The sequence below is a fragment of the Formosa undariae genome (assembly GCF_042427615.1).
In the GTDB taxonomy this organism is placed as follows: domain Bacteria; phylum Bacteroidota; class Bacteroidia; order Flavobacteriales; family Flavobacteriaceae; genus Formosa; species Formosa undariae.
The window spans coordinates 209,160-226,405 of the sequence record NZ_JBHMEZ010000011.1 but is presented as its reverse complement, the minus strand read 5'-3'; the positions used below and the strand labels follow the sequence as shown (position 1 = coordinate 226,405).

Here is a 17,246-nt window from a genome sequence, read left to right as displayed (position 1 = left end):
GAAAACTATTTTTTAGTACGGAAGAATTTTAAGTACATCGCGTATCCAATTCCGGCAATTAAGATATAAGGAATAGACATTAAATATACAATACCATCATTAATACCTTCTGCGGTTCCCTGCCCTTCTTCAGTTTCTAAAACAGCTCTACACATAGCACATTGCGCTGTTGCAGACACACTAAAAGCTAATAATAAAAAGAATAGAATGATGTATGATTTTTTCATTAGAAAATATAATAAGGAGAAATTAATATATACACAACAACTCCTGTTATTGCAACATATAACCAAAGTGGGAAGGTAATTCTAGCGATCTTTCTATGACGCTCAATATCGTTTGTAATTGCACGAACATAAGTTATGAGCACGAAAGGAATGACTATTATAGACATGATTATATGCGTTATTAAGATAAAATAATAGACATATTTTATAACGCCTTCCCCACCAAATTTAGTAGAATCACTCGTCATGTGATATGCCACATACAAGACTAGAAACACTACTGAAAGTGCAATTGCTAACTTCATTAACGATTCGTGACGTTTTACTTTTCCATTCTTAATAGCATTAAATGCTAATACCAAAACAAAGGCTGTAAAAGCATTTGTAGTCGCATAAATTGGAGGTAAAAAAGTTAATGGTTCTACATTCGGAATTTTTACACCAAATAAAATAGCTACAGCTATAGGAATTACAACAGATAAAACAACAACCCATTTGTTATATTTAGCCGCTTTTTGAGTATCTACACTATTATCTTGATTATTCATTTAAAAGCTTTTTAATATCTTCTTTAAGCATACTTATCTCTTCTTCTTCACCGTCTTCGTCGTATTTATCCTTTTCAGTTATTGTACCACGGTAATAGATTTTAGGATTACCAAATTGATCACTTCTAGATCGTATAAATCCATTTTTATCGATTAAAGCAAAGTTTCCTGAATGTTCGAAGCCACCAGCGGCAGAATCTTCTTGAGCGGTATATAGATTAAAACCTAAATTTGCCAAATTATAAATCGCATCTCTGTCTCCCGTAAGCATATTCCAATTCGGATTGGTTACCCCATATTTTTCGGCATATGCTTTTAATACTTCTGGAGTATCGTGGCTCGGGTTTATTGTAAACGAAGCCACTCCAAAATTATCTATAGATTTAAAACGGTCTTGAATTTGAATCAAGTTCTCATTCATAACCGGACAAATGGTTGGACACGTTGTAAAGAAAAACTCTACAACATATACTTTACCTAAATAGTCTTTATTTGTAATGGTTTTCCCATCCTGATTAATAAAACTAAATTCCGGTACTTTTTTAGTTTCACCATTAATTTCTAGAAATAATAAATCTTCAGTATTAGAAAAATTATTATCAGGTGTATTACTCATTCTATCACTACGGGCCACATCATCATTTTTAATGCGATCTACAATTTTTGGAACAAAAAGAATTCCAAATACCAAAAGAATAAAGGCAATACCTATGTACGAATAATTAGTTTTACTACTCATCTGTTCCGTTTAAATCGTTTGCTCGTCGTGATGTTGAATCGAAATTACCTTTACGCTTTTGGCGATACTCGGTAAATAAGATTCTTACATCTTCACTCATTTTATTTTTTAAGTCGGCTACTTTAATTGCATCGTAAGCATATTTAGAATATGCTGGACTATTATGTGCCAATTCGTTATCTGCTCTATCGTCTAAACGTCCTCTTAAATTTAATTCTTTATCGACTATATAAACATTGTTTGTTGCGAGATTAGAATCTAATGCATCAGGCACATTTAAACCCTTATGAATCGCTTTAATAGCATTTGGTGAACCGTATACAAAGTGCCAGTATTTAAGCTCCTCATATTTCATAAGTTCCTTTTTCAATTCCTGACCTTCGGCTTCGGTACCTTCAGCGAGAAGAATTACCACCTGAAATTTCTTAAAGCCCTTAAATTTATCGTAGATTAATTCTTTTAGGTTTGAACCTGTAGTATGTTTTTCCAACGGATGCATTCCGAAGAACCCTATAACCGTTAAATGATCTTCTAAAAGAATAGGTGCTTCTGTATCTGAAGTAAACCCGTTTAAATCCCTAACATTAGTACGTAAGACATCTAAAGTATTGTAGTTGTGCTGTGCAGGATATAAAAACAATAAAAAGGTAACTGGAAGGAAAAACAATATACCTATTACCGCGTTTCTTTTTATTCGTTTTGCATTCATAAATGGAGGTTTGAGAAAAAATTTGATATCAAATTTTAAATATCGTGCAAAAATAAAAAAGACGGTTTAATAAACCGCCTTAATACTTTGATTTAACACTAAATGTGTTATTAAAAATCGTGTGTTATATAACCTGAAGAATATACATGCTCGATATAGCCCCCTTCTGTTAATAATATAAAAGATAAGTAACTAATTAAGAAAATACCTGTCCATACGATAGCACGTCTTAATCCAGATGCTTCATCTCTTAAGTGCATAAAATCCCATGCAATATAATATGCTTTTACAATAGTTAATATGATGAAAATCCAGTTTAAAACTTTCATTCCAGCAATATATCCCATTAAGATTTCTGGTTTGTAAATCCCTAAAACAACTTCAAAAGCCGTAATAATTGAAAGTAATATTAATACTCCCCAGATTTTTTCTTTATTGGACTTAAACTTTAATGCCCCTCTAAATATCGCTAAATTATGTGTTTCTGCCATGTTCTGAAATATTATATCTTAAAAATTAAACTAAGTAGAAGAATGTGAATACAAATACCCAAACTAAATCTACAAAGTGCCAATACAATCCGGCCTTTTCAACCATCTCGTAACTACGTCTTTTTTCGTAAGTCCCTACAATTACATTGAAAAATATAATAATATTTAATATGATTCCAGATAAAACGTGAAATCCGTGAAATCCTGTAATAAAGAAGAAGAAATCGGCAAATATTGGTTTTCCGTATTCATTAACTTGAAGATTTGCACCTTCAACCACTAACTGACCGTTAGATTTTAATTGTTTTAATGATTCAGATCTTGACAAGACAGTCTTATGTCCCTCTTCATTTAGAAGTTCTGTTCTAATCAATATATTATCATTTGCTTCTAAACCTTTAACTACCTCGTCTACTGAATACGAAGGAAGCGTTCCTTCACTTGTAAACCAAAGTCCATTATTGTTTTCATGCACAGTTCTCTCTGAATGGCTAGCAATCGCAAAATCACTAATTGCCACACGATGCCCATCGGTATCGACAAACTGAAGCAAGTTCCCTGAACGGGTTTGAACTGCACCATATTCACCTTTAATAAAAGTACTCCATTCCCAAGCTTGAGAACCAATAAAGATGATACCACCAATAATGGTTAAAAACATATAAATGGTTACTTTCTGCTTATTTAAATGATGACCTGCATCTACGGCTAACACCATAGTTACAGAAGACATAATTAAGACAAATGTCATGAAAGCAACAAAAATCATTGGTAAGTCCTGACCATGCAAGAATGGAACGTGAGTAAACACCTCATCTGCTATTGGCCATGAATCGATAAATTTAAATCTTGAAAATCCGTAGGCTGCTAAAAAGCCAGAAAAGGTTAAGGCATCGGAAACGATGAAAAACCACATCATCATTTTACCGTAACTTGAGCGAAGTGGTTCGTTGCCTCCTCCCCAAGTCTTACCTTCGGTACCAGTATTTACAACTGTAGTATTCATATTAATTGTTTGGTTTTATTATTAGTCAAAAATATACAAATTATTTATTTAAAGAAATATAAAAACAAAAAGAGGTAAAGCCATAGAAAATCTACGAAATGCCAAAACGTCGCTGCTAGTTCAAACCCAAGCATTTTCGTGGGACTATACTTTTGTTTAAAATGATTATAAATTACAACTATCAGACAAATTAGCCCAACAATTACGTGTATAATATGCATTATAGCTATAACATAAACATAAGACATGGTAATATTACTAGTAGGACCAGTAAAATAATAGCCTGCATCTATGATCTCTTTAAAGCCTGAAAACTGATTATATATAAATGCAATTCCTAAACCTAGGGTTGCAAATAATAATATCGTTGTAGTTTGTCTGTTTCCCTTTTCGAGTGCTTTCTTTGCAAAATAGAATGTAATACTACTAATTAAAATTAGAATAGTACTAATTATAAATGCATTGGGAAGCTGAAAATCGGTTAACCAATCTGGTCGTTTACTGCTTACAATAAATGCACTCGTCCATCCTGCGAAAGACATAATTAAGGAAATAATCCCGAACCAAAGCATTACTTTTTTTGCTCTGTATGTTTTTTCTTCTATTGTACCTTGAGTTAAGTCCATGCTATCTTAAAAATTTATCTAGTACGTATATAATCTGAATTAATGTAATGTAAGATACACTGGCTAACATAAGTTGTTTCGCTGCTATAGCCGTCATTTTCTTAAATAGAAGAATGGCATAATATAGCATCACTAAACCAAATAGAAATACTATTACAGCTGCTATTGGAGACAAAAACAACTTACCCGTAATCCCAATTGCCGGAATAACAGAAATAATAATAGTCCAAACCGTGTATATAATTATTTGTACCGCGGTACCTTTATCTCGTTTCCCTGTGGGTAGCATAAAAAATCCACCCTTTTTATAATCGTCGAATAAAAACCAACCGATAGCCCAAAAGTGAGGGAATTGCCAAAAAAATTGCCACATAAATAACACACCTGGTTCTATACCAAAACTATTGGTAGCAGCAACCCAACCTAACATAAACGGTATGGCTCCTGGAATAGCTCCTACAAATACAGATAAGGGCGTTTTTGTTTTTAAAGGCGTATAAACACAAGTATAAATAAATATGGAAATGGCCCCAAACATAGATGTCTTAGGGTTAATTGTATATAAAACAATAAGACCGAGTATCGTAAATACAGTGGCTATTATGAAAGCCGTATTTACAGACATTCTTCCAGCAGGAACTGGACGATCTTTAGTACGATCCATTAAAATATCTAGATCCTTTTCAATTATTTGGTTGTATGCATTAGAGGCACCGACCATAAAATAACCTCCAAAGGCTAATAATACCAAGGTTGTTAGATCTACAGTATCTACACCAAGTAAGTATCCAGTTAATGAAGAAAACACCACGCTAATAGACAGGCGCATCTTGGTGATCTCTTTAAAATCTGAAATTATGGAATGTGTCTTTACAGACGGCTGTGTACTACTCAAGGTCTCGATTACTTATCGCAATTATTAATTCAAAGTGCGCAAATATACCTTGAAAAGTTAATTCTACAAATCAAAATACCAATTAAATAGATCGCTTCTTATTCCAATATTAAACCAAGCGGTATTACTTTTAAAAGTTGTTGTTGTCGTGGCATCTGGATTAAAATTTCGATAACTAATATTAGTGAACAATTTTAAATTCGTAGCTGGGTTAATTAAGTATCCCGCCTGAAGTTCTGCATTCACCGTTTTTGTTTTTATTCCTTGGCCAATTTTAACATTAGTATCGTAAGGCCTGTCATTATAATCTCTAAAAACATCACCTCCATAGCTAAAGCCGTCTTCTAAAGTATTAAAATCTAATCCGCGTACTCCTAAAATTAGTTTAGCATCTGCAAACCAACGTTTGTAATTATAACGCCCAATTAAGATAAACTCTCTAAAGTTAGCTCCCCATAAATGCGCCATAGACTGATTGTAATTACCATAATTTAAAGTTACGGTATCGTGAGAATAGGTATATGGTCGTACCTGATTGTATTCTGCCTGGAGATATAAATTATCGACATTAAAGGCGTTATAGTATTTATACCCCAACTGAAATCCGAATTTATTCTTCCAACTTTTATCACCACCGGTAACATCACTTAACGAAAATTCATCTAGAATAAACTGTCCGTAAAGATTCATATTATCGTTCAGTTTATATTTAGAAGTAAATCCCATAATTGCATTTCCTGCCCCCTGACCTGTTTCGAACTCTATTGCTCTTAAAAAGATAATCGGGTTTAAATAATTCACATCGAAACCTCTATCGTTTGTATTACTCCAAACAACAGATTCGAACAGCCCTATATTTAAACGCTCAGTAACATTTAAACTTAGATAGTGATTAGACATGTATTTTGTAAGATATGTTTTGTCTTCGGTAACCTCTGGACGCACATCCTTAAGCCAAGACCACGTACTAGTATATTTTAGTTTCCAAAAAGAAACATTTAGTTTTAAGTATGGTGAAGGAACAGCAACATCACTAACTAATAACGAACGGTATCCATCCCCTATAAAATTTTTACCATGACCAAATTGAAGGTTCAGAAATTTTACTGGTGAATATGACATATACGCTTCGGCAACAGGAAAATCGTAAGCATCTCCACTATAATCTTTAGCTATCCCACGCCCAGGAATTAAAGCTGGATCAGGACCCCATGCTTTTATACTTTCGGCATAATCGTTGTAATATTGAGCAAATCGCCCTTGGCTTTCATAAAACGAAGTAGAAAAACTAAAGTTCTTCCCCAGTCCTCCTTGAAACACAACACCTCGCGTATTCAAGAATGTTGTTCCAAAATCGGAGTCGGTATCGTGTCCGACTTGCAAATCCATTACAAAATCGGCTAAAAACCAATAATTCTCTCCTTCAACTTCTACCAAATGATCATTCCAAACCTTACGTCCTAACCAAGTAGATACGTCTTTTTTAGTTTTCTGCTCTTCTGCTTCAAAATCGTAGTAATTATCGACATCCGTATACAGTAAAGGTTTGGATGCCGTATGACTATTTGTTCCAATTAAATTAATATTGCGATCGAACTTCGCATAATAACTATGGCTAAATGGAATATTTAAAGTACTCTTAAATAGCTTTTTTGTATTGAATTTTACCGATTTACTAATACTGTCCAATTCGTTCTTTACACGATTTTCTATTGGATTAACAGCTACAACAGGCACAGAAACATCTGTTTGCTCCAAATATGGCGTTAGTGGTATTTTGAAAGTGACTGAATACTGTTTAAAAATAGGATTCCCACTATAGGTCGCAGGCTCTACATTTGGTAGCAGATTAAAAACACGTCTAGCTTCATCTTGCAACGAATTATAAACGGCATCTGTATACAGCACCTTAAAATCACCTTTTGTATTCACTTCAAACAAGACAACCAAATCACCTTTATATTGATCGGTAATAACCTCTTCTGGCATTTGGAATGTATTGTAAACAAAATTATAAACCGTCTTATCGAAACACGGTTGAAGATCTTCGAATACAGCATTTTCACACGATTTAAAAACAGGTGGTTTTTCGTAAAAGGATTGTTCTTGTGCAAAAACGCTTAAGGATTGTAAAAGTAGTAGGCATGCAAATAATCTGTTCATAAAAAATGGTAACAGTTAGTTTAATGCCGAAAGATACTGTTTTTTAAGAATACAAAAATCAAAAAAGCCGATACGATTATACATCATATCGACTTTTAGTTGCTTTTCTAAGCGTTTTTAATTCTGAACCTTAAATAGAATAGGCATGGTGTACATTACACTCACATTTTTGTTACGTTGCTTCCCCGGAATCATTCTTGGCACTTCCCCAATTACGCGTTTGGCTTCGTTCTCTAGTGTTTTATTTGGCGCGCGTGCTTTCACCTCAGTAACCTCGCCTTTATTGTTTATTTTAAACTGAACCTGTATTTTTTGAATTCCAGTTAGTCCTTCTTCTGAAGCTAAGTTGGTATTAAATTTTCTTTGAATCAATTTGGAAAGCTTTTCAGACATACACGTTTTACGAGCTTCGTTAGATTTAGCGGATTCACAACCTGGAAATACAGGCACTACCTCGACGCCCATCATGTTAAAAATTTCATCTTCATCTTCTGGTATTTCGACGATTATAAGGTCGGATGCATCTTTTAAAATTGGAGCATCATCAGCCTGAGTAAATACATCTTTAAAATCTGTTTCAACTGAAGCATCATTATCTACTATGGTTGGTGTATCACTTAAAATGGTTGTCTTAACAGGTTTCTCTTCGATTAATTGAGCCTCTTTAGGAGCTTCGTAAATTATAAAATTATCCATCGTGTATTCTGAAGATTCTTCAATATGTGCAGCAAAATCCGCCTTAGGTAAGGGCTGCTGACTAAAGGACGTCTCAAGCAAACCATAGACCATGAGCAAGCACACAATCAATCCAATTTGGAAATAAATCATCGTATTGTTCTTCAGCTTCACATCCTTGCCAAGAATAACATCTTTTTTATTGTTATTTTTAAACAAAACTGATTCTTTTTTCACAGATTCCTTCATAATATTTAAATTTAAATGTTAATATTATGATAAATTAACAATAAGTGTGCCGCAAAAAAATAACAAAAAAAATCCCGATACAACCGTATCGGGATTTTAATATATAAACAATATTGTATTTAATCTTGTACTTGGAATACAATTGGAAGTGAATAAGGTACAATTACGGCCTTTCCACGTTGCATACCTGGCTTCATCTGTGGTAATTTATTAATTACACGTGCAGCTTCTTGCTCCAATTTAGGGTGTGGTGCTCTAGCACGTACACCTGTAATATTTCCATCTTTACCAATTTTAAAGATTACGTTGATACGTTGTCTTCCTGATAAACCTAATTCTCCTGCTAAATCTGTATTAAAGTTTTTACCGACAAATTTTGAAATTTTATCAGACATACACTTTTTCTTATCAGCGTTATTCCCTTTTTCACATCCAGGAAAAACAGGTACGTTTTCAATAATTGAGAAAGGAACCTCTACATCTTCTTCAACCTCTTCTACAAATACTTCTTCTACCTCAGCAATTTCTTCTTCCTGACTAGTTTCAGTAGATTCGATTACAGTTTCTTCAATTTCAACCTCATCCTTTACAACCTCAATAACTTCTGGAGCTGCTGGTGGTGGTGGTGGTGGTGGTGGTGTCTTAATTTGTTCAGTAATGGGAATTTCTTCATCCATTTCTTCATCCATACTTATCAGACCGATATCGATGGCTTCTTTATCGTAAGTTTTGTAATTAATTGCGAAATTAGTTAAGGCTAACATCATTGCTAAACCAATCGCAAAGTATAAAGCACTGTTACGAGACACATTTGCTTTAGGATTCTTCTTAGGTTCCATAATATATTGTTTTCAGGATTGCTAAAATAACCATTTATTTGGCAAAAAAGCAAGCGTTTATATTTTTTTATATTGAATTTTATTCTTTATCGCTAAAACTAAGAGCATTAAAATAACACCTACACTATTTGCGAAAATATCTAAAACGTCAAATTGACGTGTTTCGGTAAGAGCACCTTGAAGGTATTCTATTAATACCCCGAAACTTATAGACACAACTCCTGTTATTAGAAGTGCCTTAGCTTGTGCCCACTTGTAACCGTATTTAAATACGATATACCATAATAAACTTAACAAACAATATGCCAAAAAATGAAACACCTTATCGGTATTCTTAGGAGTTCCTTCTGTAATATTGCCTAAATTCATTAAACTTAGGGTCGCTAATGCACCAGTATATAGAAACGCAGCAGGTATTAGAACCCTTTTTTTAAGCACCAACTAGAGCCTTATAATCGGCGTCAGACAATAAAGTATCTAATTCTTCTGGCTTACTAAACTTAAGTTTTATCATCCAACCGTCTCCATAAGGATCAGAATTTACTACTTCTGGAGCATCTTCTAAGCTTTCGTTAAATTCGATAACTTCACCAGATAAAGGTAAAAATAAGTCTGATACTGTTTTTACAGCTTCAACGGTTCCAAAAACTTCTTCAATATCTAAAGTCTCATCTAAAGTTTCAACTTCTACATAAACGATATCTCCTAATTCGCTTTGTGCGAAATCGGTAATACCTATCGTAGCAACATCGCCTTCAATTTTAACCCATTCGTGGTCTTTAGTGTACTTTAATTCTGATGGAATATTCATTATTTATCTTATTTAATTAGGTTTAACAAATGTATTTATTCAAAGCTAAATTACAAACTTAAATGATTTAATTACCAAAATTATATCGCATTGTTAACCCTGAGCGCAACGTTGTTTGCGGAAATGCCGTCGATATCGCATATTCAGAGAAGGTATAATCGAAATAAAATATAGCCGACAAGTTCTTGCTAAACGCATAGTCTGCCGTATATTTTAAACCCCAAATGGTTTGCCCCGATGTAATTTGATTATTATCTAAATCTAAGTATCTAATTATTGTTTTATTCTCTCTTAAAGACACATCTGCTTTCATGTTAATATCACTCACAATGGTCTGATTTGGACCTGCTAACTTAGATTTCATACGGACATCTTTAATTCGATATCCTAGTCCCACAATGTATTCGTTTCCTATAATTTCTGTCATCAAATTGTTATCGAAACTCAACGACAATAATCTATCTTTTCTAACTTCAGCAAGAATTTTTACTGAATTTTGCATTTCGAAATCCAATCGAATTAACGGACTAAACATCTCTGTTAAATTGATATTACTATATAGATTTTCGCTTTTATAATCTCCTGACTGATTGAAGACATAATCCGGCTGATTCTCGTAATCTAAAGAATAATTTACTCTATTATAGTCTAAATTTGTTGAAAACTGGTTAATTGTATATGTTGAACGGTAACCATGGCCGACTGAAAATCGTCTAAAGTTCTTTTTAAACCAAGCCATTTTCATAAACCCTGTGTACTTTAAATCCCAGTTCGGTAATGGTATGTTTCTAAAAGCACCTAAACTCACGTCGTTCGCTCCTAAGCCTTGATAAGCCGATAAAAATGATGGTAACAATACCGCTTGACTTGTTTTTCCAAATCCTAATGCATACCCCTCTATATTCCCGCCTTCGAAATTATCCGGATTCGCCATGTCTACACCTGCACGTGCTGCTAAGCGTCTAGACACAATTAATCGGTTGGATCTAAATTCGTCAAAGACTTGAGAACTTGTTTCATCACTCTTCCCGAATGCCGTTTTAATTAATAAAGTAGAAATATTGAAATTCCCATAGGTACTCGGCGTTAACGCTTGATATTGATAATCGTTATTAATCTGATCGACAACATAGTTTTCTGATAAACTTTCAGAATATAATCGGTTAAAGATTAAATCAATTTTTAAATCTGTTGCCGGTTCTAAATTCGCAGAAATATCTAATTGCTTATTATGGGTTTCTATGTATTGCTCGTTAAAATCTTGATAAACGGTTAACCATCCTTTACTCGCTGCTAATTGTCTAATATCGCTTTGGCTACCTACGGTATATCCAAAAGTAGGTCTAACAGTTCCTAAAAATCCTGGCGTTTCTAAATATCCTGGCAAGTAAGTTCCGTTGTTTTCCTGATAATTTACCTGAATACGTTTTACCATAGTCGCAATATCTATTGCGGCATTTACCCAAGCATTACTTTTACTGTCGGATGTTGGTTGTTCTGCTCCCTTCGGACTTCTAGCCGATACAGGTCCGCGTCTATCTTTAATAGTAGGCTTCTTCACTAAACCAATATACCTATAGAACTTACTCATCTCCATAGATGTATTTATGTTATGTATATTGGCATTCTGTATCGTATTCCCTAAATCGTACGTTTGGCCATCTACTTCCAAATCGCCATATAAATCCGATCCTTTCTGCCACTGAAAATCTCCCGTATACGAATAGGTCGCTTGTAAAAAGCTTAAGAACGGTATTTTATATAATGGTAATTCATAATTCACACCAAGTTGTTGGTATTGCCTATTTGGATCTCCAATATCTAAAAATCCATCCCAGACATCCAAAGTAGGATCTTGAGCACCATTAATAATATTATCCTCGAAATAATTTCTTACTATATTATTTTTTGAAGTGGTAAAGTTTACTTGAAGCGCTCTGGTTATATTATAGCTAAACGTATATTGAAAATCGAATGTATAATTACGTCTATACAAATCGTCTAACCCAATATTACCAGCAGACAATTCAACTTCTCTATACTTTTGTTTGTTGTAATTTCTTAAAAAATTAGAGCTTACGGTAAATGTTGTAGGCAGGTAATTAAAATTGAAGTCTTTTAACACCTTCCAATATTTACCCATGAAAAGTGAATCGTTTTTCTTAAAAGGTTCTATCGATTTTGGCGTAAAATTATAAGCATAATTTGCACCTAAGCGCACGGTTTTATCGACGGAGTTTTCAATTTCGAAATCCCGATGTTCTACCTTATTGAATGAATAATTAAAAGTAAAGTTCTCTACATCGTAAAACTGAGGTTTGGCCTCGGTAGTTCTAATTTTTCTAACTCCAATAAAATTAATACTCTTTCGCTTCGTGTAGTTTTCGTTTACATTAAGCACAGAATCTTTATTGTTCGAGTTATCTAAAATGGCTTCTAATTCTAAATCCTGATAATATTCGTCGTATTTAGGGGTAATTCTTTCTTCGCTTTGTCCGTAATTAAATGGCAATTGCACGCCCCATTTTTTAGGTAGCAATTGTCCTAAATTAACATTGGTAACCAAATCGTATTGTTGTACATCTTCAAGACTACGCTCACTTGGTCCTTGCTCTATTGTACCAAAACCAGATGTACTTTGTCGTCCTGTAGCACTTACATTTGCAAAATCTGCGATGTTAGAATCCATACTTAATATCGCAGCCCAACCACCTTCGTTATCCATATCGGATAAACGTAATTCGTTAAACCAAAATACACCACATTGTTTGTTAGACGATGCATTTTTAACACCAAGCATTAACGTTCTAATATCTCCAAAATTCGGATTTCCTTTAATCCCAATACGGTGTTGTCCTAAAACATAGCCACTGTATTGATCGGCTACAGCATTTAAATCGCTACCAACTACATCGTAAAATGTAGGGTCTTCGTTTAACAAAGTACCATCAGATAAACCGATTGCCTTTATTTCTTGCAGTAATTCTATGGGTAAATTAATCTCATTTTCTTCTGGCCAAAGTGCATCTCTAGTAGAGCCTTCACTTACTTTTAAAGGAATTTCAATCTGATAGTAATTCTGAGTTAAATCGTTACCCATTCTTATAAATGCGACTGGATAATCCTCCAATCCTAAAATACCATCTTCTTCGGCATGCACAAACATACGTATGCGTTTATATTGACGCATATCGATACTAATATTTTTATAAACAGCTCTTGAATCTTTTTCTTCTAACTCACAAACTTCAACAACTAAAGATTGTTCATTTTGCTGAATAACCGTATTATTATTATATAATTCTTCTGGATCTACACCTGGAGGCGATTGGTAAATACCATCATTTTCTAAAGTACTAATAACACCTACAGAAAACTCTGTTTCAGGATCGTCTGGAGTCACATCGTCTTCATCTAAAGCCAACGTATACCGTCTCCAATCACTTCGCACTAAATCCAGTGTTCCAAAACGAAATATCGTTTCTTCACTAAAATCTTTAAGATACATACGTGCAAATCGAATCGATCTTAAATCACTAATGCCTCCAACAGATTTTGCATTCGCACTCTCTACAGGAATTCTAAATTGATACCATCTAATATTAGTGGACTGCCCATTTGCTAATAATCTAGGCTCTACTTTTATATCCTTTATATATTCACCTAATGGATTTGACGGCGAAACATTTCCTAAATCGCTAGAGCTATTAGGTAAATTTTGAGGTGTTAAATCTAATTCGTATTCGTAATAACTATCTATCGTGTTCATGGTATTATCACGATTAATATCTTCTACATCCGGTAATGTCGTAGCTCCTCTATTGGTATCGCTAAACACATCTGGCGAATTCCCATCTACGCCATTATACCGTTTATATCGTTCGAAAATATCTCCCGTTGTATTTAAATAATACACATAATTATCGTTAGATGGATCTGGTCCGAAATCAATGCCAAAAACAACGCCTTCTTCAGCATCATTATATCCATCGTAACCCACATCTTGATTTGTACGTTCACTTCCTTGAGAATCGAAAGCGTATATTAAAGCTTGGTTTTGGGGTACAACTGTCCCCCATTCTGTAGTTGGTAATAATCCAGAATTTCCATCCTTAGGCAACCCATTTTCATATTGCTTTCTACCATCTTTTATAAGATCTTCAGAGATATTCCCTAAGTTAAAAACTAATTTACCTCCTGGATTGTCTTCGTTTTCCTGAAATGGATCTTGTAACCAAAATTCGATATACTCTACATTGGCCTGCTCAAAATCGGTAGATGTTAGTGCTCTTGTTATCCCTGCCCAACTGGCATCAGGATTAGGAATTGTACCATTTTTAGTATTGGGATCGAAATTATAAGGTCCGCGTTCTTCTGGATAATAGGCTAAATCTAATGTGTTTATCACGGTGGTTTGCCCTTGTGCAATCCCTTGTTCTGGGAATAATTCTTGGATAAATACACGACTGGTATATATACTAGACATATCCTCGTCGGACACCTCTGAAGGACGCTGACTAGAATAAAAAATAGGATCTATAGTATACCAGTTTAATAAGGCACGTTGGTACCCGTTCTGAATACCATTAAGATCGCCATTTGGATTTTCTGCAAGACTGACCTCTAAAGGTCTACTAGATAAAAACCAAGATTGTTGAGACAGTAATGAAATCGCATTTTGTGAGCCTTCGAAATCGTCGACATAAGCCGTAACTTCTCCATCAAAATCGGTCCCCTTTGGAGCGCCTGGTTTTAAATAGGCAAATTCACCACGAAGGGATAAGTTAGAAGGGACATCCGTATCTATATTAGGTAGCTTGTTAACTAAACGCGTTAAGAATGGTACTTCTGTTGAATAGTTTCCGTTAAATCCGAAAATGGTATTATTTATAGGTTCTGTACTGTAGTTTGCTTTTTGAGTAATTGGTCGCTCGTTTAAATTTAATAAGGTCGCACCTAACACAAATTTATCACTAAATTGATGCTCTACATTCACCCCCATAAAACGCTTGGTTTGCTGACCAAATACAGCATTATTTTCTGTAGAAACTTGAATCGGTGTATTTGATGCTTTTAAAGCTTCATCTAAAATCTGAACTTGACCTAACTGATAATTTACGGTATAATCAATCCCTTCAACCAAAACACGACCTCCAGCAGTAACCGAAACCGAACCTCTTGGCACATTAAAAGCCCCAATAGAAATCCCTTCGCCACCAGTAGATTTGTAACGTCCAGCGATTTGAAACTTATTCTTTTCGGCATAATCTAATGCCTTTGTTTTAGTAACGTCGTACAACTCGTTATAAACATATTTTTTCTGATTCGCGTTATATGTCGTTGGATCGTCGTAATTCCCAAAATCTGTTGGAACATCTAAAACATCGAATAAATACTCCCCGAAAGGTTCCACTTTGGTAAATACAATTTTTCCGTTTGAAGGTATTACCGTTATATTATTTACATAATCGAAAAAGCCATCTCCTCCTGCTTGGGGATCTCCATTATAATTTAGCTTATCAAGGTTGAATAATTGCAGTAAAGGCACTTCTTGAATAGGCACACCACCGAAATCTGTCCCAAAATCTCCACTTACAGGACTTATATAATTTAAAGGCGACGCTTCGTTATAAAAAATGTTTAATTTGAAATCTTCCTGACTTAATTGATAGGCTCCAGTATCGTAAATGTTTTTCATCATCAGCTCCCAAATCGGCTGATCTACACTCGTGATTGGACTTTTAAGTAATTTTAAAACTAAATTATTATTGGTTACAATTTGTGGAGAATCATCGCCGCTATCTACAATACCCGTAGCATCTACACCATCATTAGCAAATTCCCCCACCTGATACACTTGGCCTCCAACAGTAAATTGAAATGCTACTGCCAAGATTTCATCGTTGTTTAATCGCTGACTTAAGGACACATATCCCAATTGGGTATTTAAAAGATATTCTGTGCCCTGAACTAATTTTCTAGCATTTTCAAGTTTAGCATAATCTTTTCCTTCACTTGTACCACCAACCAAGATACCTGACTGTACCGTTGCAACATCTCTAACTGCGGTTGTTAATTGAGAATTTCCTTGACCGATTGCTGTTGGGTCGTAAGCGTTATTTCCGTTATCGGGATATGCTCCCGGGCTACCAAAAACATTAACTGCCGAACCTATAAATTCTGGATTAGATTCTCCTAAATCTTGAAAACCGACTATATTCCTTACATTTTCTGTACTATTTGTTCGGTTAGTTATCCACGCCTCCATACGGGTAATCTGAACATTAGTATTGATATATGGGTAATTAGACAGAGCAGCATCATACTTTTCTCTAAAATATTGTGCTAAGAAAAAGTGACGATTTTCGTCGTAGTCTCTAGCAAATAACTCGAACTCCTCTAAAGTACCTCCACCTTGTGCGACGACTGTATTGGTTTCCGATTTCTGTTCAGAGAAAATTCCGGTTACCCGTGTTTTACCAAATTGCAATTGTGTTTTTACACCAAATAAACTCTGAGCTCCTGTTATTAAAGAACTGTTTAAAGGCATACTTACATTACCGACTTCAATTTTTTGGATAATATCGTCTTCGGTTGGTGTGTATTCTAATTTTATTAAATTCTGAAAATCGAATGTAGATTGGGTATCGTAATTCGCAGTCACTTGTAATCGCGTACCCACTTTTCCTAATAAACTTAAACTAATACGCTGATCGAAATCGAAACTAAAATTGCTTCTGTTTTGTGGCGAAAATGCAGGATTATCTTGTTTAGAAAATAAGACTCCCAAATCCATTTCTACCGATCCCTGCGGAATAACATCAATAGTACTTCCTCCAAAAATAGATTCGAAAAAGCTTGAATTCACATAAAATTGAGGTAGTAAATTTTTAATTTCATCTTCCGAACCGTCTTTTTTTCCATCGAAAGCATCAATTTTTTGCTTGTAATACGACTTTAAATTTTCGGCTTGCACCAACTCTTCAAACTCTGATGGTGTTAAAATTACTGGATAATTTATATTAAATTCACCTACAGATTCTGTATAAATATAGCGATCTGTAAAGGCATCATAGGTATATCTTGAAACAATACTCGTTGGATTAGCGATATTAATACGTCCCAAACTGTGACCAGTCTGAACACTATCCTGCGCTGTTATAGGTGCAACTTGAGCAAAAGCACTTGCACTTACTAATAACAGAACAAAACAAAAAACACATGTTTTAATTGTAGAAAAAATAGCGTTAAATCTGGTTGTATTCAAA

The 17,246-nt window shown here is 34.4% G+C and carries 14 protein-coding genes; all 14 read right to left on the bottom strand.

Annotation, left to right across the window (positions count from 1 at the left end):
• Window positions 1-5 precede the first annotated feature (5 nt).
• Window positions 6-227, bottom strand: coding sequence for a CAMCR motif-containing small membrane protein (locus tag ACFFVB_RS09570; RefSeq protein WP_382382499.1), 222 nt, complete (start codon window positions 225-227; stop codon window positions 6-8).
• Complete coding sequence (locus ACFFVB_RS09565) at window positions 227-775, bottom strand: DUF420 domain-containing protein (protein ID WP_382382498.1); 549 nt, start codon at window positions 773-775, stop codon at window positions 227-229. The genes ACFFVB_RS09570 and ACFFVB_RS09565 overlap by 1 nt, the downstream gene beginning before the upstream one ends.
• Window positions 768-1,514, bottom strand: a complete 747-nt coding sequence (locus ACFFVB_RS09560; protein WP_382382497.1) for an SCO family protein — start codon at window positions 1,512-1,514, stop codon at window positions 768-770. Before ACFFVB_RS09560 ends, ACFFVB_RS09565 begins: the two co-directional genes overlap by 8 nt.
• A complete protein-coding gene (locus ACFFVB_RS09555; RefSeq protein WP_382382496.1) occupies window positions 1,507-2,223 on the bottom strand; it encodes a hypothetical protein in 717 nt (238 codons plus the stop codon). The genes ACFFVB_RS09560 and ACFFVB_RS09555 overlap by 8 nt, the downstream gene beginning before the upstream one ends.
• Before the next feature lie 110 nt (window positions 2,224-2,333).
• A complete protein-coding gene (locus ACFFVB_RS09550; RefSeq protein ID WP_382382495.1) occupies window positions 2,334-2,714 on the bottom strand; it encodes a cytochrome C oxidase subunit IV family protein in 381 nt (126 codons plus the stop codon).
• Window positions 2,715-2,739: 25 nt separating this feature from the next.
• Window positions 2,740-3,720, bottom strand: a complete 981-nt coding sequence (locus tag ACFFVB_RS09545; RefSeq protein WP_382382494.1) for a cytochrome c oxidase subunit 3 — start codon at window positions 3,718-3,720, stop codon at window positions 2,740-2,742.
• A 44-nt stretch (window positions 3,721-3,764) separates the two neighbouring features.
• Window positions 3,765-4,346, bottom strand: coding sequence for a cytochrome c oxidase subunit 3 (locus tag ACFFVB_RS09540; protein WP_382382493.1), 582 nt, complete (start codon window positions 4,344-4,346; stop codon window positions 3,765-3,767).
• A 1-nt stretch (window position 4,347) separates the two neighbouring features.
• On the bottom strand, window positions 4,348-5,241 hold the full coding sequence (gene cyoE / locus ACFFVB_RS09535; RefSeq protein WP_382382492.1) for a heme o synthase: 894 nt from the start codon (window positions 5,239-5,241) through the stop codon (window positions 4,348-4,350).
• 63 nt (window positions 5,242-5,304) lie between these two features.
• Window positions 5,305-7,404, bottom strand: a complete 2,100-nt coding sequence (gene remB, locus ACFFVB_RS09530) for a gliding motility outer membrane protein RemB (protein WP_382382491.1) — start codon at window positions 7,402-7,404, stop codon at window positions 5,305-5,307.
• Window positions 7,405-7,521: 117 nt separating this feature from the next.
• Window positions 7,522-8,328, bottom strand: coding sequence for an energy transducer TonB (locus ACFFVB_RS09525; protein ID WP_382382490.1), 807 nt, complete (start codon window positions 8,326-8,328; stop codon window positions 7,522-7,524).
• A 119-nt stretch (window positions 8,329-8,447) separates the two neighbouring features.
• Window positions 8,448-9,167: an energy transducer TonB gene (locus ACFFVB_RS09520; protein ID WP_382382489.1), complete on the bottom strand. Its 720-nt coding sequence runs from the start codon at window positions 9,165-9,167 to the stop codon at window positions 8,448-8,450.
• A 57-nt stretch (window positions 9,168-9,224) separates the two neighbouring features.
• Window positions 9,225-9,536 (bottom strand): VanZ family protein, encoded by a 312-nt coding sequence (locus ACFFVB_RS09515; RefSeq protein ID WP_382382488.1) that lies wholly within the window; start codon window positions 9,534-9,536, stop codon window positions 9,225-9,227.
• A gap of 61 nt (window positions 9,537-9,597) precedes the next feature.
• Complete coding sequence (gene gcvH / locus ACFFVB_RS09510; RefSeq protein ID WP_382382487.1) at window positions 9,598-9,978, bottom strand: glycine cleavage system protein GcvH; 381 nt, start codon at window positions 9,976-9,978, stop codon at window positions 9,598-9,600.
• 67 nt (window positions 9,979-10,045) lie between these two features.
• Complete coding sequence (gene sov, locus ACFFVB_RS09505) at window positions 10,046-17,245, bottom strand: T9SS outer membrane translocon Sov/SprA (RefSeq protein WP_382382486.1); 7,200 nt, start codon at window positions 17,243-17,245, stop codon at window positions 10,046-10,048.
• Window position 17,246 lies beyond the last annotated feature (1 nt).

Coding starts and splice junctions, on each gene's coding strand:
- ACFFVB_RS09545 (WP_382382494.1), bottom strand. CDS start 3,720: ATGAATACTACAGTTGTAAATACTGGTACCGAAGGTAAGACTTGGGGA.
- ACFFVB_RS09550 (WP_382382495.1), bottom strand. CDS start 2,714: ATGGCAGAAACACATAATTTAGCGATATTTAGAGGGGCATTAAAGTTT.
- ACFFVB_RS09525 (WP_382382490.1), bottom strand. CDS start 8,328: ATGAAGGAATCTGTGAAAAAAGAATCAGTTTTGTTTAAAAATAACAAT.
- ACFFVB_RS09520 (WP_382382489.1), bottom strand. CDS start 9,167: ATGGAACCTAAGAAGAATCCTAAAGCAAATGTGTCTCGTAACAGTGCT.
- gcvH (WP_382382487.1), bottom strand. CDS start 9,978: ATGAATATTCCATCAGAATTAAAGTACACTAAAGACCACGAATGGGTT.
- ACFFVB_RS09565 (WP_382382498.1), bottom strand. CDS start 775: ATGAATAATCAAGATAATAGTGTAGATACTCAAAAAGCGGCTAAATAT.
- ACFFVB_RS09555 (WP_382382496.1), bottom strand. CDS start 2,223: ATGAATGCAAAACGAATAAAAAGAAACGCGGTAATAGGTATATTGTTT.
- ACFFVB_RS09560 (WP_382382497.1), bottom strand. CDS start 1,514: ATGAGTAGTAAAACTAATTATTCGTACATAGGTATTGCCTTTATTCTT.
- remB (WP_382382491.1), bottom strand. CDS start 7,404: ATGAACAGATTATTTGCATGCCTACTACTTTTACAATCCTTAAGCGTT.
- ACFFVB_RS09540 (WP_382382493.1), bottom strand. CDS start 4,346: ATGGACTTAACTCAAGGTACAATAGAAGAAAAAACATACAGAGCAAAA.
- ACFFVB_RS09570 (WP_382382499.1), bottom strand. CDS start 227: ATGAAAAAATCATACATCATTCTATTCTTTTTATTATTAGCTTTTAGT.
- ACFFVB_RS09515 (WP_382382488.1), bottom strand. CDS start 9,536: ATGAATTTAGGCAATATTACAGAAGGAACTCCTAAGAATACCGATAAG.